Below are 19,028 nucleotides of genomic sequence, written 5' to 3' on the forward strand. Positions count from 1 at the left end.
GCACAAACAAGGAGCTTCCCATGAAACAACCCGTTCGCGTTGCCGTGACTGGCGCGGCTGGTCAAATCAGCTACTCACTACTATTTCGCATTGCTGCAGGCGACATGCTAGGCAAAGACCAACCTGTGATTTTACAATTGCTTGAAATTACCCCAGCACTTGAGGCCTTAAAAGGCGTGGTCATGGAATTAGAAGACTGCGCATTCCCCCTGTTGGCAGGCGTGGTGCAAACCGATGATGCCTCAGTGGCATTCAAAGACGCAGACTACGCGCTATTGGTCGGCGCACGCCCTCGCGGCCCTGGTATGGAGCGCAAAGACTTACTAGAAGCCAACGCGGCGATTTTCTCAGCGCAAGGCAAAGCCTTAAATGACCACGCCAGCCGTGACGTTAAAGTCTTGGTGGTAGGCAACCCTGCCAACACCAACGCGTTGATCGCTCAGCGCAACGCGCCAGACCTCAACCCACGCAACTTCACCGCCATGACGCGCCTTGACCACAACCGCGGCATGGCGCAACTTGCTGAAGAAACCGAAACCACCGTCAATGACATCAAAAAAATGACGATTTGGGGCAACCACTCATCCACCCAATACCCAGACTTGACCTTTACCACCGTCAAAGGCCAACCTGCGCTGGACTTGGTCGATCGTGACTGGTATGAAAACACCTATATCCCAAGCGTCCAACAACGCGGTGCGGCAATCATCAAGGCACGCGGTGCATCATCCGCGGCATCGGCTGCCAATGCAGCCATCGCGCACATCCGTTCATGGGCGCTTGGCACGGATGAAAACGATTGGGTATCTATGGGCGTGTACTCAAATGGCGAATATGGCATCGAAAAAGGCTTGATTTACTCATTCCCTTGTACTTGCCAAAACGGCGATTGGAAAATCGTTGAAGGCTTGGACGTATCAAGCGATTTTTCAAAAGACAAAATGCAAGCCACGGCCAAAGAATTGACTGAAGAGCGTGACGCGGTCAATCACTTGCTACCTAACTAATGTTTAGCCATTAAGCCGCCATCATTTGAGCGGTCAACAACCAGTCTGCCAGCCAGACTGGTTTTTTTTGGCTACAATTCGTCCGCCCATATCGTTACCAAAAGCCACACAAAACAACGCAGCGTTACTGGTGTATGGCGCGGTGCTATGCTATTTTGAACGCTGGATTGTAAACCCCATCAATAAGAGGAAGACACCATGCTTAACGGCGAAGAAAACAGTATCAACACCTTGTTTGACCAACTGGGCTTGGACAGCGATGACGCGGCCATCCAGCAATTTGTTGAGCAAAACCAGCTGCCCCAGTCAATAAAACTGGTGGATGCACCATTTTGGTCAGACAACCAACGCAAATTTTTGCAAGAAGAATACCGTGCGGATGCAGGCTGGATTGAAGTGATTGATGACCTCAACGTGCGCCTACACAAAGACGCCCAAGACCAAGCCAACGGCAATGCCTAAGCGGCTGCGACCAAAGACAAAAAAAGCTCCAATCGGGGCTTTTTTTTGCTGTATGGCTTAAAAATTGCCGTAAGTTTTGGTGGTTGAGGTGTAGCTGACGGTCTGACCACCGCCTGCCCGTAGGGTGGGGTCATTGCGGTACAAATTGTTGTAACGGCTAAGCACGCGCTTGACATAATCGCGTGTTTCACGAAATGGCGGCACACCGCCGTATTTGGTCACATTGCCTTCGCCAGCGTTGTAACCTGCCAGCACATGCTCAATATTGCTAAAACGCCCGTTGAGATATTTCAGATATTTTGCCGCGCCTTCGATATTATCGGCAGGGTTCCACGCGTTGGCCACACCAAATCGCCGTGCGGTAGCAGGCATCAGCTGCATCAGGCCTTGCGCCCCAACGGGTGAGCGCGCCGCAGGATTAAAGCCAGACTCCGTGTGCATGACAGCTTTCATGAGCGCAGGATCAACCCCATGCCGCGCAGCCGCCGCAACAATCATTGCATCATACGCATGACGGTTTTTGCTACCACTGGCAGGCACGGCGGCTTCTGTCGCGCCCCAGTTGCGGTAGGTATGCACGTTGGTATCGGCGTAATAGGTGACCTTGACCTTTTGGGTAAACTGGCTAAAATTCGAGCCGACAGGGCGGTCATTTTCGACCACATTGGTCAAAAGCACCTGCCCGTTGCTGTCTTTAAACACGTACATGTTGCCTGCATGGCTGGGCACACACCCCACCAAACCGATCACAACCAACCAGTTGCCGCGCGCAGCTGGGCCAACAAAGCGGCTTGAGCAAAAAAAAGAGCGAACCCACGTCATAACAATCGGTTAAAAAAAAATTTGCCGCTACTATAGCACAAATTCATGCGGGATTTTGCCAAAATAACGTTTGGTAAATCATTAATAGTTTGGCAAGCTGCCGCTTAGCAAAAAACCCAGCAAAAAAATTTAATTTTTTTTGCTAGAGTTTACTTGATAGCTGCAAGTCTTTGATTTGGCTAAATAAAAAAATTGGTTATTTTTTAACCAATTTTGCGCAAGGCTAGAGCCCATCTAGCCTTGCGCGTGTCAAGTGCCCAGTTATCCACAGGGTTATCCACAGGATTTGTGGAAATTGGCGCAAATGTTTGATTTTAAAGGCTTAAATCACACTATCTTGCACAGGCTCGCTGGCAGGGTCTAAGACCAGCGCGGCAGCAGGCTGTTCAAATGGCTCAAGCACAGGCATCAGACTTTGCGCTTGTGCGCTGGGCAAAACATCAAATGGGTCAATGGCAAATTCGCCCAATAACTGCTGTAGGCGTGCCGCTGCCATGGTGACGCTCACTTGTGCGTCGCCATTGTCCGCGTAAGCAATGCCATCAATCACGTCCAATTCGTGCAGCGCGTGTTGCAACTGACCAAATGTTGGCGGTAAGCGCAAATCAAAACGCGTCAATTGCCCAACCAACAGTTGCTGCACCGCCTCGGTGAGCTTGTCTAGCCCGATGTCGGCTTGCGCAGACACATACACGCGATTGGGCTTGCCTGCCTCGCCATAGCCGATATGCGCAGGCTCGCCCGTCAAATCAATTTTGTTATACACATTGAGTACAGGCACGTCGTTACCGATTGCTGCCAACACGTTTTGCACTGCGTCGATTTGCTCGTGCATGTCCTCACGTGAGCTGTCGATGACGTGAAGCAGCAAATCTGCCGCCAGCGTTTCTTCAAGGGTTGCGTGAAATGCCTCGACCAATTCGTGCGGTAAGTGGCGAACAAAGCCGACGGTATCTACCAGTACCACATTACCAACACCTGCCCAGTTTACGCTGCGTAGCGTCGGGTCTAGGGTGGCAAATAGCTGATTGGCGGCATAAATATTGGCATCGGTCAAACGGTTAAACAGCGTGGATTTGCCAGCGTTGGTGTAGCCGACCAATGACACCGTTGGCACGGCAGATTTTTGACGTTTGGCACGTCCTTGCGCGCGTGTTTGTTTGACTTTATCGAGCTTGGCTTTGAGCTGCCCGACGCGAATTTGTAGCAAGCGGCGGTCGGTTTCAAGTTGGGTTTCGCCAGGGCCCCGCAAGCCAATACCGCCTTTTTGCCGCTCCAAGTGCGTCCAGCCGCGCACCAAGCGCGTTGCCAAGTGATTAAGCTGAGCCAATTCTACCTGTAATTTACCCTCATAGGTACGCGCGCGCTGGGCAAAGATATCCAAAATCAGTCCCGTGCGGTCAAGCACACGGCATTGCACCAACCGCTCAAGGTTACGCTCTTGCGACGGTGTTAAAGCATGGTTAAAAATCACGATTTGCGCGTCGTGCGCCTTGACCTGCTCGGCGATTTCCTCTGCCTTGCCCGTGCCGACAAAGTACTTGGCATCGGGCTTGCTGCGCGTACCTGTGACCCGTGCAGCAGGCTTCGCGCCTGCCGATTCGACCAACAGCTCAAACTCATCGAAATCATCGGGGTCATCGAGTTGATTGATGTTGAGGTGCACTAATATCGCGGTTTCGCCACCTTGGTGGCGGTCAAAATAATCCAAAAACGTGTCCTTTTATCTAGGGTAAATACTAATCAATAACAATATACCTAACAATCAAGCTAAAAATGGGGTTTTAGTTGGGCTAAAACAAGGCACGCGCGCAAACTTAAGCCAACGTGCCAAAAAACTAGCTGTGCTATAATGTCGCTATCTTTTTGATTATTTTTGGGATAGACCATGCCGAGCAAACAACCGCACTACCAGCCGCCAGCTGAGCCGTCAAAAGTTGATTTTGTCAAAAAACTATTGCGCCAAACCGCACATGACCTGACCCAGCCTGAGACCTACACGCTAGATAATGCCAAAATCTTGCTACAACGCGGCAAACGCGCGGCAGGGCTTGCCAAAAGCGTCGTCATGGGGGTCAATTATACCCACCGTATCAAAGACCGCCCAGCCACCAACGCACAGGTTAGTCACTATCTGCAACGCGTCTGTCAGCAAGCGTGCCGCGCATTACAAGTTGAAGTCATCGCACTCAAGCCAATTCCGCAGGATTTGGCCTTGTGGACCTCTAACCACATCTCTTGGCTGGATATTGCCGTGGTGGGCAGCATCATCCCGACGTTTTTTATTTCTAAAGCCGAAATTGCCGACTGGCCGATTATGGGCAAGGTCACCCAAGCAGCAAACACCTTGTACATCAAGCGCGGCTCGGGCGATAGCGGGCAGGTGAGTAAACTGATGGCGCAAGATTTGGCGGCAGGCAAGCCGTTGATTTTCTTCCCTGAAGCAACAACCAGTGACGGCACGGGTATTTTGCCGCTACATGGCAAGCTGCTGCAATCGGCCATCGACACCCAAACACCGATTCAGCCCATTTTGATCACCTATGTCAATGCCGATGGCAAGCTAGATGACATGATTCCTTACACCGACATGACGATGGCAGAGAGCATTCAGCGCATTGTCGATAACCGCCCCAGTAAGGCGTATATCCTACCGCTGGATAAAATCGAGCCTGCCGACCACACACGCGACGAGCTGACCGCCATGCTGCAAACCGCGATGGAGGAGGGGCTAAAACGTATGCACGCGCAAGTTTTATCCTCCGTTGCCGTAAACCTGCGCCTTTAGGCGGTGGATATCAGGCAACACGGGAAATAAGATTACACACGAATTTTGTCTAGTGTGGTGTATTTTACTACAAAACTTGTTAAAATAAGATCATGAAAACCCTCAAGCTACGCATACGAGATAAACACACAGACCAACTAAACCGCCTAAGCGGTTCGGTCAATTTCGTGTGGAACTACATCAATGACTTGAGCCTGCAATACCTTAAACGCACAGGCAAATTCCTATCTGCCTATGATTTAAACGAATACACCAAAGGCAGCGGTGAACTGCTAGGCTTACATTCTCAAACCATCCAAGCTATCAACGAAACCCACGCCAAATCGCGTCGCCAATTTAAAAAAGCCAAACTAAATTGGCGCACCAACAACCCCAAGGCTAAGCGTAAATCACTGGGTTGGTTACCGTTTAAACAATCCGCCATTAAACACATCGCTACCCACCAAACAGGCAAAAAAGGCTTAAAAACCACCTTACAGCTTAGCCTAGCCAAAGGGCAAAAACTTATCCTTGACCTATGGGACAGCTACAACTTAAGCCTATACCAAATTAACACCTGTGAACTGGTACAAGACAGCCGTAACCGTTGGTATGCGTGTATCACCGTCAAAGACCACCCTAAAGCCGCTTGTGGAACGGGTAGCGTCGGTATTGATTTAGGCTTAAAAGACAGTGCCACCACCTCAAATGGCGACAAGCTACAAATCAAGCAAACGCTTAAATATGCCAAAGCGTTAGCCACCGCCCAACGTGCCAACAACAAACAGCGTGTCAAGGCAATCCACGCCAAAATCAAAAACACACGCCAAGACCTGATACATAAATTCACCACCCGATTAGTCAAAGACAATGCCCTAATCGTGGTCGGTGATGTTAAAACCAGCCAATTTAACAGTAAAAAAGGCAAACTAGCCAAGTCGGTTTACGATGCAGGTTGGTTTGAACTGAAACGACAACTGACCTATAAATGCGAGCACACAGGTTGCCGTTTTGAAATCGTGAATGAACGATACATTACCTGAGGACGGCACTAGCGAAGCACCGCTTCGCCCGTCCGCAAGACAAGGGCTATGCCCGCCGTGACTTGCTCGTGCTGTGGCGATATGTCCAGTAGTCCGAAAGGTAGAGCAGGTTTGCGAATAAGAGATGAGAACGGATAAGCAAAGCACTGCTTTGCCCGTTCGCAAGACAAGAGCTATGCTCGCAGTAGACTTGTGCAAAGTGTGGCACATGGCATGATAGAGATATCAATGCCAGTCGGAACATTCTTGCGGCAGGTCTAACCGTCTGGGAGCAGGAATCCCCGACCGATAGGGAGGGGAGGAAGTCAACTTAACCTTGCCACAGTTTATCGATTTGCTGGCTTATGCCTAAAATTTTTCTGTTGTGAAACTAAATTTATCAGTATAATGGGCAAGCTTCGCCAAGCCACACAGGCATGATAAACACAGGCACGATAGATAGTGGGCGAGGCGAGCTCAGCCATTCGTACAAGTACCCACGCACAATACGCATAACGCCTAGCATAAAAGGTACATCGGCTAAATTTTATTATCGATAAGGAAAATACCATGCGCACCGAAATGTTCCAACAAATTTTAAATGACCTCAACGGCTCATCGGCGGATGTCGAAGCCTCGGCATTGATTTCAACCGACGGTTTGATGATTGCTTCGGCATTGCCCGTCGGCATTGATGAAGACCGCGTGGGCGCAATGTCGGCGGCATTGCTGTCATTAGGTGACCGTGCAGGGCGTGAATTGGCGCGTGGTGACATCGATCGCGTATTGGTACAAGGTGAAAAAGGCTATGTCATCATGTCATCGTCAGGTTCAGAAGCGGTTTTGACCGTCTTGGCAAAACCCAATGCCAAACTGGGCTTGGTGTTCTTGGACATCAAACGCGCGGCAGAAGCCTTGGCAAAACTCATCTAACAGCGGTAAAGGCGGTAACCAATGGCAAAACAACTTCCCGACATGGCGCGGCCCTCAGCCGACGCACAAGCGCATCACTTAAAATTTTATGACGGTACCACGCGCACCGTTTATACCACCGACAACGAATTGCCGTATCCAGATGGCAAGCTTATCGTGTCTCGGGTGGATTTAGAAGGCAACATCACCCACGCCAATGATGCCTTTGTAGATATCAGCGGCTACACACGTGAAGAACTCATCGGCGCACCACAACACATCTTGCGCCACCCTGACATGCCCAAAGCCGCTTACGCTGATCTATGGGCAACCGTCAAAGCAGGCAACAAATGGCACGGCTATGTCAAAAATTTGTGCAAAGACGGCAGTTATTATTGGGTGTATGCCACCGCCGTGCCCAACGTGCGCCGTGGTGAGACCGTCGGCTACACCTCGGTGCGCCGCAAACCCTCACGCAGCAAAATCCAAGAGACCGAAGCCCAATACGCCGCGCTTAGACAGGAGGAGCAAGCATGACCACTAACCTACTGATTGCCCCTGACTTTGCCCCCGAGCGTTTTGCAGGTTGGCATATGCTCAATACCTTGCTACAAAAACGTGCCGATTTACATATCCATTTGCTAACCCCTGCCTCAGCACAGGAGCAAAACGAGCAAATCACCGCGCAAAACGTTGCCATTGTGTACGCCAACCCGTTTGATGCCGCAACGATGATTCGTGAGCATGGTTACGTGGCGGTGGCGCGCCCCAAAGGCAAATCTGATGAAATGGTCATCAGCGCCAAAGCAGACGGTGCGATCAAAACCCTAGAGGATTTAAAAGCAGGCTGCACCATCGCCATGGCAGACAACCGTGATGTCAAGCTGATTGGCTTGCGTCTACTAGAAGCCGTGGATTTGACTGAAGATGACATCCAATGGCATATCACCGAGACCTACCAAGCCGCGGCGCGTGAGCTCATTCAAAACAAAGCAGATGCCGCGTTTTTCTTATCAGAAGTCTATCACACCCTGTCACGCTTGACGCTGTCGCAAATGCAAGTGTTGATAGAAAGTGACCTCAGTGATATCACCCACGTGGTATTGATAAAGTCGGACTTTGCTGAGCGGCAAAAATTTGTCGATGCCTTGCTGACTCTAGGTGGTAGCAGTGAAGGGCAGGCCGTGCTTGAAGAATTGGGTATGCCTGAAGGCTTTGAAGCCATGAGCGAAGAAGACGGCGAATTTATGATTGATTTGATGGATACGCTGATGGACTGACCCAAGTCTGTGCTTGATATCTAAATCTGCATGAAGGCTTATAAGCGTCGGCAGTGGCTGGCGCTTTTTGCCCTTACCACATCAAGGGCCACACCAAGCCCGACATGCCAGCAAGCCATCAGCTATGGCAGCGACTGCCGCACAAGATAGGCTGCCTTAGGGCGCTGATTTGGCGGTTTTAGGATTGGTGCGCCGATTTAGCAGATAAGCTTGCTTGCAGTCATGGGCTTGACGTGGTTAAATATCGGTTAAATTTTTTGTTGGTGTTTTTAATCGCCGCGAGGACGTTGCATGTATTCAATCACTGCCCCAAGCCGCAAAACCCACCTAAAACATTGGCTGCATTATCGGCTTAACAGCCGCCGCTTGCTGACTCAACCAAGCAATTTGGACTTACACACCAGCCGCATCGTGACGGCACTTGAGCTGGATGAGGTTGAACCCTTGCAAGGTGCGCTGGCAGATATGTTTTATGGCTGCTGGTATGATGTGCCGTTTTTTGGGCAGCGCATTTTGCAGCAGGTTGAGCATAAGCTCAATGTCAAGACGCTGGCGTGTTTTCAGCGTTGTGTGGATAGTGCAGATTATATTTTTAGCATAAGCGAGCTTGCCACCCGTTGGAGCGTGCTTGTGATGCCATCCATGCACGCCTATCAGCACCAGCTGCGCATCTCTATTGATGATTCGCGCGCTGTTGCCCATCAGACCATCGCGCTGTTGCTAGAGCTGCTAGAAGAGCTGGATGAAGACGCGGATGAAGAAGAAATCAAAGCAGAGATTGCCGCGATTGAGCAAGAGTTTTTTACCCACTGTGTGACCTGTGATGACCGCATGGCGTTTTTTATCGTGTGGTGGGAGCTTGCCAAGAAAAAATGGGCGTTTCATGAAGGTTGGCGCGTATGCCGTCAGCGCTTTGAAAAACAGCCGTTGATGAATCAACAATTACCCTTGCCATCCTCAGCTATCACGGATATCAATTCCACCGACGCTGCGTTATAGCGCAGCAAGCGCGCACAGCTGGTGCAAAGATAGGCGCGAATGACACGGCAGCTTGGCTAAAATCGACAAAAAATGTTTAGCCAAGTTATCCATTGGCCAGCCGTGTGACATTTTTGGTAACCAAACAACTGTATGACCATGACCACCATTGTAGTAATCGGCTTTACCCCACCACAAAGTTATGCCATAGAAATGTTGGCACAGATGACCGCCAAAGATTTGGCAGTTGCCATCAGTGCGCGTGATAGCCAGCGCACTGAAGCGGTGAATATTGCTGAGCTGATGACGCAACATGGGGCGCAGGGTGCGGTGATTGACATTGAAGGCGCGGCGTTGCCAGCCCATGTGGGGCAGGATATGGCGCAATTTACGCAGCAGGTGTTGGGGTGTCCTGTGGTATTGGTCACACGCCAAGCGGTGTCGTCGCCAGCGGCAGGCACAAATCCGTATTGGCTTAGCGCACCATACAACCGCGACCAGATGACCCAAGCCCTACAATGGCTCAAAGACACCATCGACAAAAACCCACGACCAGCACAGCCGATACCAACCGCGCCCAGCCTGTCGCCAACACCGGATGCGCCTGCGCGCACATCGGTTGATGAAGCGCCAAATCAACCCGTAGCCGATGCTGAGCAACGCCAACAGGTGTTCGATATCTTGGCGCAAACCTTTGCAAGTTTGCCCCAAACAGGATTGTTCGCGCTGGCAAAACAGCTACAGCAAAGCCATGGCTTTGCCTGCTTGACCATCAACGGGCAGTCGATGTATATCAACGCCAATGAACGCAGCGCATTGGCCAACCGTATTGATCGCATGATGGATCATTTTATCGTGGGGCAATCCTTGGGTGATGAAAGCTTTCGCCTTGAGCCCATCAGCGCCGCCGACTACCAAGCTGCAACCGCGCCACTACTGGCACAAGGCCAGCAAAAAATCGCCATCAGCCAGATGCTATGGCGGATGGGGCTAGAGATTTTGCGCCGTGGCGATTATCCCCAAACGCACACGCTGCGCTTTATGGCTAAACAAATGCCAAACTTTGGCGGCACAGGCTTTGTGCCAAGCTATGTCACACCACTGGTGGCAAGTTGTTTGGGTCGTGCGCGCACATTGGCAGATTTACAAGGTTTGTTTGATAATTTGACCGTCAATCAGATCAATCAGGTGTTGATTTTGTTGGTATTGACGGGCAATGTACAACCTAAGGCGCTGATTGGCAGCAGCCAGCAACATCCCCAGACGATCCCAGCGGCAGCCCAAACCATGGCGCAGACAGCCGTGAACAGCAACCAAGGTATTCAGCAAGCAGGGCAAAACGGATTTTTAAAACGCTTCTTGGGGCGTTTGGGCGTTAAGTTTTAATCTGTCCGATGTGACAGGTAGGGATTTTTAGCCGTCATGGGGTTGGAGTTGGCGAGCCATTGGTAGCCACGACTGTAAGTGGCGGTGCGCTTTTGCCAACCAACACGCAGTTTGGCATAACATGATGATACAACACCATAAAAGTTAGGATAAACGTATGTCAGCCGAGCAAGCAGGGGTTTATAAAATCATTTTTGCCGGGCCCGTCGGTGCAGGCAAAACCGAAGCGATTCGCTCTTTGTCAGATAAACCTGTCGTATCGACCGAAGAGTCTGCCAGCGACGATACCAAATTGCTCAAAAAAAATACCACCGTGGCCATGGATTACGGTATCATGAAGCTTGCCACAGGTGAGCAAGTGCGGTTATATGGCACACCTGGGCAAAAACGCTTTGATTTTATGTGGGAAATCTTGAGTGAAAATGCGCTGGGGCTGGTGCTATTGCTCAATGCCACGTATGCCGATCCCGTGCAGGACTTGCATGACTACATGCAAAGCTTTTTGCCGCTGATCAAAAGCAGCAGCATGGTGGTTGGTGTGACCCACAGCGAACAGATGCCATGGGATTTACACCAACGTTTATCAGATGCGTTGGCGGCGCAGGATTTGCCCGCGATTGTCATGCCTGTTGATGCCCGTGACAAAGAACAAATGACCCAGCTAGTTACCACGTTGGTGTATGCCATCATTTAACAAATAGCTAGCCTACATTGAGTCACGCACCGAGCACAGCACGGTAACATTTCACGCTAACCATTCATCGTTACTAAGTTAGAGATTCACTAAGCCATAGATTACTTAGCGCCGCCCAATTCAAAGTTAGACAAAGGATGACATGCGATGGCAGACTTAGACAATAACTACGTGATTCTCACGCCTGCAGGCGTGTTGCACAGTTTTTCAAGCGTCGAGCCCAACGAACAGCAACAGGCATTGCAAGACATGCTTGCGCCCGAGCAGACCATGACCGCCCAAGGCTGGAGTGATCGCCACAGTGAGTTGTGGCTTGATATGTTTATTGAAGAAGGCTGGGTTGAGCTTTTAGAAAAGCCACTGCTTGCCCCACAAGTGCAGCTAGATAACTTCTTGCGCTATGTAACGGCAAGCTTGTCGGGCAGCCGTCGAGTCGCGATTGCCTCAGATGAAGGCTTTTGTTTGGCAAAAATGGGCTTCACCGAGCAAGAAGCCGAAACACTGTGTGTGGCAGCGGTGGATTTTTATGAGTTTTTGCAGCGTCAGCAAAAACGCGGCTGGGCGTTACATGGGCACGCCGTGTCGTTTTTTTCAAGCATCGATATGCTGATGCCCAACACCAGTTTTATTTTCTTATGGATTGATGGTCGCGGCTATTGGCTGATCATCGAGGATGAGCCATTGCTCAATAACCGCGCGTTTGTTGAGTTGGTCTGGGGTATCAAATCAACGGGTGAGCGCTTCAAGTTACGCGCCGAACAAGCCGCTGCGCTTGAAAATGACAGCGAATCGATATCCAGCTGACGCCAGCAAAATAGCGTATAAGCCGATATTAAGCCAACGTTACCGCCTGTCGATCAGGCGGTATGACCTTAAAGATCTGCACCTTAAACAGTACATTTTGCCCCGCCAGTGGGTGGTTAAAATCCACCTCAATGTCATCATCGGACACATGGCTGACCACACCTGCTAGGGTGGTTCTGCTTTTATCTTCAAATTCAACCAGCATGCCGACCTGTGGCACACCGCCTGCACGGGCAAACTGCGCAGGGCTAAAGTGCTGCACGTTATCGGCATTCCACTGCCCAAACGCTTCATCGGGTGATAGATGCGCGGTGCGTGTATCACCTGCGGTTAGGTTCATCAACACCTTTTCAAAACCTTCTAGCAAATTGCCATCGCCAATGACCAAAGTAACAGGCTTAGGGCGGCTATAGGTTGAGTCTATCAGCGTGCCATTTTCTAGGCTGACTTCAAAATGTAGCTCAACTTGGCTACCGTGGGTGATGCGTGTGTGTTCATTGGGTAAAATGATATTGTCCATCGTGTACCTTGTTTAGGTAGGTTTACTTTCGATCATCGGGCAAATAGCTGATGCCTAAACCACCGCTGCTTTGCGCCGATTTTCCAAAAACAACGTATCCAACAAAATCAACGCCACACCGCCACAGATTGCCATATCTGCCACGTTAAAAATCGGATAATTCCACACGTCGGCGTAATGCACATGGATAAAGTCAATCACATGCCCGTAGCGAATGCGGTCAATGACATTGCCAAGCGCACCACCCATCACCCATGCCAGACCAAGTGACAGCCAACGCGCCTGCTGTGGCACGCGGCGCAAATACACCGCGATTGCCGTTGCTACCGCCAATGCCAACACGCTAAAAAATACGATTTGCCAACCGCCTTTATCCGCCAAAAAACTAAACGCCGCACCTTTGTTGTACGCCAGTGTCCAGTTTAGTACAGGTGGAATAACAGGATGGCTTTCATACAGGGTGTAATGCTGAACAAAATACTGCTTGGTGAGCTGGTCGATGATGATGGTCAAAACCGCCAGCCCGTACCAACGCCATGCCGCACTACCATTGACAGGTAACGCAGTTGGGGTCGTTGGCACGGTTGCCGAGGTATCCGCAGAGCGCGGCAAATTAGGCATAATGGCGTACCTCACCTGTGCCATTGGGTAGATTGCTGACACAGCGCCCGCAAAGCAGCGGATGGTGTGGATCACAGCCGATATCTTGGCGGATATGCCAGCAGCGCACGCATTTTTCGCCTTGTGCAGGTACAACAACCGCCGCTAAACGCGTATTATCATCAAGTGTGGTGACATCGGGCGCAGGTTCGAGGGTATCTTGCACAAACTCATCAAACGGCAATACCTGTGCTTGGCTGGTGATAAGCACAAAGCGCAATTCATCACCCAGTTTTGCCAGTGCGTCAGCGGTCGCACCTTCGGTATATACGATCACATCTGCCGATAGGTTGGCGTTGATGGTTTTTTGCTCACGCGCTTGCTCGATGGCTTTGTTAATCACATCTTTGGCCGTCACAATTCGCGCCCAATCCGCTGTTGTCAAGCTATCTTTGGTTTCAGCCACCTCAGGCAATACGTACCATGCTTGGGTAAAGATATAGCCCGAGGTAGCTTTGAGCACTTGCCACGCTTCTTGCGCGGTGAATGACAAAATCGGCGCAATCCAGCGCAAGAGCGCGTGGGCGATATGGTAAATTGCCGTTTGTGCCGAGCGTCGTGGTTTGCCATCGCGCTGGGTGGTGTATTGACGGTCTTTGATGATATCTAGATAAAAACCGCCCAAATCCTGTGCACAAAACGCCACAATCAGCTGACACACTTGGTGAAAGTCCATCGCCGTATAAGCTTCGCGAATACTGGCTTGCACATTTGCGGCACGGGTCAAAATATACTTGTCAAGGCTGACCAAATCATCGGTTGCCACGATGTCATTGGCAGGGTCAAAGTCATCGGTATTTGCCAACAAGAAGCGTACGGTGTTGCGAATACGGCGATACATGTCGGTGGTGCGCTCAAAGCCTTGTTTGGACACCGCCATTTCATAACGATAATCGCTTGATGCCACCCACAGCCGCAAAATATCCACGCCAAATTTGCTGGCAATATCTTTTGGCTCAAAGCCTTTGGTATTGCCGCGCGATTTAGACAGCTTATAGCCGTTGGCATCGACGGTAAAACCGTGGGTCAAAACTTGCTTAAACGGTGGGCGATTATAAATTGCCTCGCTAACAAGCAACGATGATTGGAACCAACCGCGGTGCTGGTCTGAGCCTTCAAGGTACAAATCAGCAGGGTTAGCCAGTTCGGGGCGCTGCGCCAACACAGTGAAGTTGGTCGAACCTGAATCAAACCAAACGTCTAGTGTATCGGTAGACTTGTGATAAATCGCCGCATCCTCACCGATAAATTCCTCAGCAGGTGTGTCAAACCATGCTTCCACGCCGCCTTGCTCGATTTTTTGCGCCACTTGTTCCATTAGCGCAAGCGTGTTGGGGTGCAACTCGCCCGTATCTTGATGGACAAAAAACGCAATCGGCACACCCCATGTACGTTGGCGCGAAATACACCAATCGGGGCGGTCATGCATCATTGCCTCGATACGATTTTGTCCCCAATGCGGTGTCCACACCACGTTAGGAATATCGCGCAGGGCTTGTTCACGCAAGCCATTGACCTCAAGATTAATAAACCATTGCGGCGTTGAGCGAAAAATAATCGGCGTTTTGTGTCGCCAGCAATGCGGATAACTGTGCGTGATGACATCGTGTTTTAACAAATGTTCACTTGCTTGCAACGCGGCGATGATTTTTGGCTGTGCTTTATAAATGTGCTCGCCAACAAATACACGTGCATCGGGCAAGTACACGCCATTGCCTGCCACGGGGTTATCCATCGGCAAGCCAAATTTGAGCCCAACCAAATAGTCATCTGCACCGTGTGCAGGCGCGGTATGCACAAGTCCCGTACCGCTATCAGCGGTGACGTGTTCGCCTGTAATCATCGGTACTTGACGCTCGGCAATCAGTGGATGTTGGGCGCGTAAGACAGTCAAATCCTCACCCTTGACGCTGGCAAGCACGCTGTATGCTTCTGCGCCAAATACCTTCATCAAATGCGGTATCAAATCATACGCCACAATCACATGCTGTACTTGCGGCTCGGCGCGATCATCGGCATCGCTTGGGCGGGTCATTTGCACGACCGAATATTCCAAATTCGCGCTAACTGTGATGGCTTGGTTGGCAGGCAGTGTCCACGGGGTGGTTGTCCAAATCACCGCTTGCAGTGCGCCTGTGATGTCAGCCGTTTGCGCCAAAGCCTCGCGATTGACGATATCAAACCCGACATAAATCGCGTCAGATTTTTTGTCCTCGTACTCAACCTCAGCCTCTGCCAACGCCGAACCACAGTCCAAGCACCAATTGACAGGTTTCATGCCACGGGTGATATGCCCGTTTTCATAAATCCGTGCCAACGCGCGCACCGTGTCTGCCTCTTGGCGAAAATTCATTGTCAAATATGGATGTTCCCAATCGCCTAGCACACCCAAACGCTTAAAATCCGCCATCTGTAGCGCCACTTGGCTACGCGCATACTCACGGCAGGCACCGCGAAATTCGGTTGGCGTGACCAAGGCTCCGTTTTTGGCTTTGTCCTTGTGCGGCTGTCCGACCTTACCAATCAGCGATTCCACCTTTTGCTCAATCGGTAGGCCGTGGCAGTCCCAACCAGGCACATACGGCGCATCATAGCCATCAAGTGTTTTGTACTTGACGATTAAGTCTTTGAGCACCTTATTGACGACATGCCCCAAATGAATTTGCCCGTTGGCGTACGGTGGGCCATCGTGTAGGACGTATTTTTCACAGCCTTGACGGGCGGCGCGAATTTGTTGGTACACGTCATCGGCGTGCCATTGCTCAAGCCATTTGGGTTCACGCTTTGCCAAATCACCCCGCATGGGAAACGCGGTATCGGCAAGGTTGAGCGTGTCTTTGTAATCGACGGGTTGCTGGTCAGTATTGTCGGTCATGTAACTCTCGGTGCTTTAAAAATGTCAAAAAAATATAAAACCGTGCAAAGCATAAAAAATTGATAACAGGGTATTATAGGCGAAAATAAAGGGATTGACAAAGTGTAAAAATCTTTGACGACTTGCATACCGTGATGGTGCTGGCGTTGCGTCGTCATCATCACTCAGTGTTTATTTTAGAGTGCGTGCCAATCTAAACATGGTGATTGACGGTTGTATTGACAGCAGATTCGCTTGACACAAAACGCATTTGATGATGGTGTGTAGGGGCAAAAGCAAGATAAACAACACGCCAACGCATTCATACACTAGACTTAGCAATTTGTCGTAAGTCATTTAAAAGCATTGGTAAACCCAACTCTTTAAAGCAAGACTTGGCAGGCTATGGGTCACAGCAAACTGATGAAACGCGCCGCTTGGTACAGCGGATACGGATACTAAAATCATCGCCTGTGGTTTTGTAGGCCTAACCCACATCGATAAACGCCATGCGAAAAAATACCTTAACGTCTGCTACCCAAATCACACCAAACGTTGCGCGTCACGCCACGCCAACAAATCCACCACATCTTGCCCAATACCTGCTTTGAGCGCGTCCAAACCTGCGTAATTGCGCTCACCGTGTAAAAAGTGCAAAAACCGCACGCACAGCTCGCGCCCGTACAAATCACCAGCAAATTGCGGAAAAAACACCTCAAGCCGCCACGCCTCGCCATGCACCGTTGGGCGTGTGCCAATGCTTGCCGCACCAAATAGGCTATTGGGCGCAAAGCCTGCCACGCCTGTTTGGCCATCTTGCGCCAAATCAGCCAGCGCTGTGCCATCGGTCGTCCACACATCCACCGCATAAATACCATACACAGGTGGACGAATACGCGCCAGCGCGACATTGGCCGTCGGAAAATCCAACGTGCGCCCGATTTTATCACCGTGTAGTACTGTGCCTGTGATGGTGTAATCACGCCCCAAAAGCCGCGCTGCCGCTGTCAAATCGCCTTGTTGTAAATACGCTCGAATACGTGTTGAGCTGATACGCTCAAGGGTAACAGCGTCATCGCAAACGGTATCCAAATGCGTCACCGCAAAACCTTGCTCACGCAAAAATTCGCCATCGCCCACGCGGTCTTGCCCAAAACGAAAATCATCGCCCAACAGTAGCCCCTTGACACCAAGCGTGACGAGTTGGTCGGCAAACGCTTGCGCTGATAGACAACGAAACGCCTCATCAAACCGCGCCACGATGATGCGCTCCACACCACAGGCGGCGATTAACGCGGCTTTTTCGGCAAGGTTGGTCAGGCGGGTAGGGGCATTGGCAGGGTCAAACCATTCACGCGGCTGCGGCTCAAACACCAACACCGCGCTGGTGAGGTCTTGCGCGCGCGCCTGCTTTATCAAGGCGTGCAAAATCGCTTGGTGACCCACATGCACGCCATCAAAATTGCCAATCGCCAGCAGCAGCCCGTTGCCGTCTGCCGTCGGTGTAGCGTTTGCCAACGCGCTGTCTAGTTGTTCAATCTGCGCCATCGTCATCGCCCTTGTTGCCCTATCCATCTTGTGTTGCCAAGTCAAAATGTTGGTATTATAAGCCAAAACCACCTGCCGCTACATGACTGTTTTGCCCGATCACTGTTTTGGCGCATGGCTTTTGAATGTGAAAGACGGGATAAACAACAGGCGTATTACAACCGAAAGCGTGTCGGGGCAGTCTTTTCTTCTTCATCGGCTTGCAAAGAAAAATCACTGTCCGCCTCATCGATAGGTTGCGGAATTTTACTGTGTAGTTTGATCGTCAAGCGCAAATCGTTGGGTGAGTCGGCAGAGCGCAGCGCGTCTTGGTAGCTGATTTCGCCCTTTTCATACAAATCAAACAGCGCTTGGTCAAAGGTTTGCATACCTGTTTCGCGTGAGCGTTTCATGACAGGCTTAATTTCATGGATTTCACCTTTGCGGATATAGTCTCCCACCAGCTGGGTATTTAGCAAAATCTCAATGGCAGCACGGCGACCTTTGCCATCGGGCGTGGGAATCAGCTGCTGGGCGATAATCGCGCGCAGGTTGAGCGACAAGTCCATCAAAATTTGCTCATGCTGGTCAGCTTCAAAAAAGTGAATGATACGGTCAATGGCTTGGTTGGCATTGTTGGCGTGCAGCGTGGCAAACACCAAGTGACCTGTTTCGGCATATTGCACCGCGTAATCCATAACCTCGCGTGAGCGAATCTCACCAATCAAAATCACATCGGGCGCTTGACGCAGGGTGTTTTTGAGCCCTGCCTCAAATGATTTGGTATCAATGCCCACCTCGCGTTGGGTGACGATACAGCCTTTGTGCGCGTGTACAAACTCAATCGGGTCTTCAATGGTGATGATATGCCCGCGTGAGTTTTCGTTGCGATAGCCCATCATCGCCGCCAATGTGGTCGATTTACCCGTACCCGTTGCACCAACCAATAGCACAATACCGCGTTTTTTCATGGCGATTTCATTTAAGATCGGTGGCAGTTTAAGCTGCTCAACGGTGGGAATTTTGGTTTCGATTTTACGCAGTACCATGCCTGCCATATCGCGCTGTACAAATGCCGACACCCGAAAACGCGCTGTTTGGGCGCGGTCACTGATGGCAAACTGGCATTCATTGGTTTGTTTAAATTCTTCAACTTGCGCAGGGGTCATAATGCTGGTGACCAAATGCATGGTTTGTTCAGCGGTCAGTGGTGTTTTGGTGACGGGTACAATAGTGCCATTCATTTTCATTGAAGGTGGCACATCGGCAGTGATAAACAAATCCGACCCGTTTTTTTGTACCATCAGTTGTAATAGCTTATCAAAATCCATCG

At 50.6% G+C, this 19,028-nt stretch carries 19 protein-coding genes and 1 pseudogene; 13 read left to right on the top strand and 7 right to left on the bottom strand.

Going from position 1 to position 19,028, the window contains the following annotated elements; all coding sequences use genetic code 11:
* Positions 1–20: 20 nt before the first annotated feature.
* A complete protein-coding gene (locus AC5L4R_RS00680) occupies positions 21–1,007 on the top strand; it encodes a malate dehydrogenase (RefSeq protein WP_494472437.1) in 987 nt (328 codons plus the stop codon).
* Positions 1,008–1,205: 198 nt separating this feature from the next.
* Positions 1,206–1,469, top strand: a complete 264-nt coding sequence (locus AC5L4R_RS00685) for a DUF2789 family protein (RefSeq protein WP_494472438.1) — start codon at positions 1,206–1,208, stop codon at positions 1,467–1,469.
* A 57-nt stretch (positions 1,470–1,526) separates the two neighbouring features.
* On the opposite strand, the gene AC5L4R_RS00690 is transcribed toward AC5L4R_RS00685, so the two are convergent.
* On the bottom strand, positions 1,527–2,291 hold the full coding sequence (locus AC5L4R_RS00690; protein ID WP_494472439.1) for a lytic transglycosylase domain-containing protein: 765 nt from the start codon (positions 2,289–2,291) through the stop codon (positions 1,527–1,529).
* 322 nt (positions 2,292–2,613) lie between these two features.
* Positions 2,614–4,002 carry a ribosome rescue GTPase HflX gene (gene hflX, locus AC5L4R_RS00695; protein WP_494472440.1) on the bottom strand — a complete coding sequence of 463 codons (1,389 nt, stop codon included), beginning with the start codon at positions 4,000–4,002 and terminating at the stop codon, positions 2,614–2,616.
* A 177-nt stretch (positions 4,003–4,179) separates the two neighbouring features.
* On the opposite strand from hflX, the gene AC5L4R_RS00700 reads away from it, so the two are divergent.
* The 10 genes and pseudogenes from AC5L4R_RS00700 to AC5L4R_RS00745 all read left to right on the top strand — a co-directional run bounded on the left by AC5L4R_RS00700 (position 4,180) and on the right by AC5L4R_RS00745 (position 12,134).
* Positions 4,180–5,079 (top strand): lysophospholipid acyltransferase family protein, encoded by a 900-nt coding sequence (locus AC5L4R_RS00700; RefSeq protein WP_494472441.1) that lies wholly within the window; start codon positions 4,180–4,182, stop codon positions 5,077–5,079.
* Between the two features lie 92 nt (positions 5,080–5,171).
* Positions 5,172–6,101, top strand: coding sequence for an RNA-guided endonuclease InsQ/TnpB family protein (locus AC5L4R_RS00705; RefSeq protein ID WP_494472442.1), 930 nt, complete (start codon positions 5,172–5,174; stop codon positions 6,099–6,101).
* Positions 6,102–6,313: 212 nt separating this feature from the next.
* Positions 6,314–6,415, top strand: a pseudogene (locus AC5L4R_RS00710) (hypothetical protein); the annotation flags it as partial.
* Positions 6,416–6,650: 235 nt separating this feature from the next.
* Complete coding sequence (locus AC5L4R_RS00715) at positions 6,651–7,013, top strand: roadblock/LC7 domain-containing protein (RefSeq protein WP_494472443.1); 363 nt, start codon at positions 6,651–6,653, stop codon at positions 7,011–7,013.
* A 21-nt stretch (positions 7,014–7,034) separates the two neighbouring features.
* Positions 7,035–7,529 carry a PAS domain-containing protein gene (locus tag AC5L4R_RS00720; RefSeq protein ID WP_494472444.1) on the top strand — a complete coding sequence of 165 codons (495 nt, stop codon included), beginning with the start codon at positions 7,035–7,037 and terminating at the stop codon, positions 7,527–7,529.
* Positions 7,526–8,272, top strand: coding sequence for a PhnD/SsuA/transferrin family substrate-binding protein (locus tag AC5L4R_RS00725; protein ID WP_494472445.1), 747 nt, complete (start codon positions 7,526–7,528; stop codon positions 8,270–8,272). The genes AC5L4R_RS00720 and AC5L4R_RS00725 overlap by 4 nt, the downstream gene beginning before the upstream one ends.
* A gap of 291 nt (positions 8,273–8,563) precedes the next feature.
* A complete protein-coding gene (locus tag AC5L4R_RS00730) occupies positions 8,564–9,271 on the top strand; it encodes a hypothetical protein (RefSeq protein WP_494472446.1) in 708 nt (235 codons plus the stop codon).
* A 132-nt stretch (positions 9,272–9,403) separates the two neighbouring features.
* The gene (locus AC5L4R_RS00735) at positions 9,404–10,636 is read left to right on the top strand and encodes a hypothetical protein (protein WP_494472447.1); all 1,233 of its coding nucleotides are present in this window, start codon (positions 9,404–9,406) and stop codon (positions 10,634–10,636) included.
* Positions 10,637–10,793: 157 nt separating this feature from the next.
* Positions 10,794–11,330 (top strand): GTP-binding protein, encoded by a 537-nt coding sequence (locus AC5L4R_RS00740; RefSeq protein ID WP_494472448.1) that lies wholly within the window; start codon positions 10,794–10,796, stop codon positions 11,328–11,330.
* A 147-nt stretch (positions 11,331–11,477) separates the two neighbouring features.
* The gene (locus tag AC5L4R_RS00745; protein ID WP_494472449.1) at positions 11,478–12,134 is read left to right on the top strand and encodes a hypothetical protein; all 657 of its coding nucleotides are present in this window, start codon (positions 11,478–11,480) and stop codon (positions 12,132–12,134) included.
* A 28-nt stretch (positions 12,135–12,162) separates the two neighbouring features.
* On the opposite strand, the gene fkpB is transcribed toward AC5L4R_RS00745, so the two are convergent.
* From fkpB to ileS, 3 genes are read right to left on the bottom strand one after another with little or no spacing between them, the layout of a single operon-like run.
* On the bottom strand, positions 12,163–12,654 hold the full coding sequence (fkpB, locus tag AC5L4R_RS00750) for an FKBP-type peptidyl-prolyl cis-trans isomerase (protein ID WP_290003415.1): 492 nt from the start codon (positions 12,652–12,654) through the stop codon (positions 12,163–12,165).
* A gap of 54 nt (positions 12,655–12,708) precedes the next feature.
* Positions 12,709–13,275: a signal peptidase II gene (gene lspA, locus AC5L4R_RS00755; RefSeq protein WP_067336705.1), complete on the bottom strand. Its 567-nt coding sequence runs from the start codon at positions 13,273–13,275 to the stop codon at positions 12,709–12,711.
* Positions 13,268–16,189, bottom strand: coding sequence for an isoleucine--tRNA ligase (ileS, locus tag AC5L4R_RS00760; protein WP_494472450.1), 2,922 nt, complete (start codon positions 16,187–16,189; stop codon positions 13,268–13,270). The genes lspA and ileS overlap by 8 nt, the downstream gene beginning before the upstream one ends.
* Before the next feature lie 299 nt (positions 16,190–16,488).
* Between ileS and AC5L4R_RS00765 the strand changes: the two genes are divergently transcribed.
* Positions 16,489–16,653, top strand: coding sequence for a type II toxin-antitoxin system YoeB family toxin (locus AC5L4R_RS00765; RefSeq protein WP_494472474.1), 165 nt, complete (start codon positions 16,489–16,491; stop codon positions 16,651–16,653).
* 58 nt (positions 16,654–16,711) lie between these two features.
* Here AC5L4R_RS00765 and ribF read toward each other — a convergent pair whose 3' ends face one another.
* Positions 16,712–17,722: a riboflavin biosynthesis protein RibF gene (ribF, locus tag AC5L4R_RS00770; RefSeq protein WP_494472475.1), complete on the bottom strand. Its 1,011-nt coding sequence runs from the start codon at positions 17,720–17,722 to the stop codon at positions 16,712–16,714.
* A gap of 149 nt (positions 17,723–17,871) precedes the next feature.
* Positions 17,872–19,026, bottom strand: coding sequence for a PilT/PilU family type 4a pilus ATPase (locus AC5L4R_RS00775; protein ID WP_494472451.1), 1,155 nt, complete (start codon positions 19,024–19,026; stop codon positions 17,872–17,874).
* Between the last annotated feature and the right edge of the window lie 2 nt (positions 19,027–19,028).

This window comes from Faucicola sp. SE7633 (assembly GCF_059264685.1).